The organism is Monashia sp. HAY1-5C (assembly GCF_056755255.1).
On the sequence record NZ_JBPGXG010000561.1, the window covers coordinates 1 to 228 of the forward strand.

The window sequence follows — 228 nt, forward strand, 5'->3', positions numbered from 1 at the left end:
TCCGTCGTCGGCAGCGTCAGATGTGTATAAGAGACAGGCATCGTGCACCTGGCCGACACGGTCCGGCTCGCCGACGCCGCCGGCCTGCTGCCGGACCCCGACCTGGCGGCGGAGCGCATGCGGACACCTGTCTCTTATACACATCTCCGAGCCCACGAGACGGAGCTACATCTAGGAGGGTGTCTTGTGCTTTGGAGAGGGGGGGGGGGGGGGGGGGGGGGGGGGGGG

The 228-nt window shown here is 68.9% G+C and carries 1 protein-coding gene; it reads left to right on the forward strand.

What is annotated here, in order from left to right:
- Positions 1 to 42: 42 nt before the first annotated feature.
- Positions 43 to 228: hypothetical protein (locus tag ACR9ZK_RS22775; protein ID WP_481344196.1), on the forward strand; the 186-nt coding region annotated here is incomplete at its 3' end.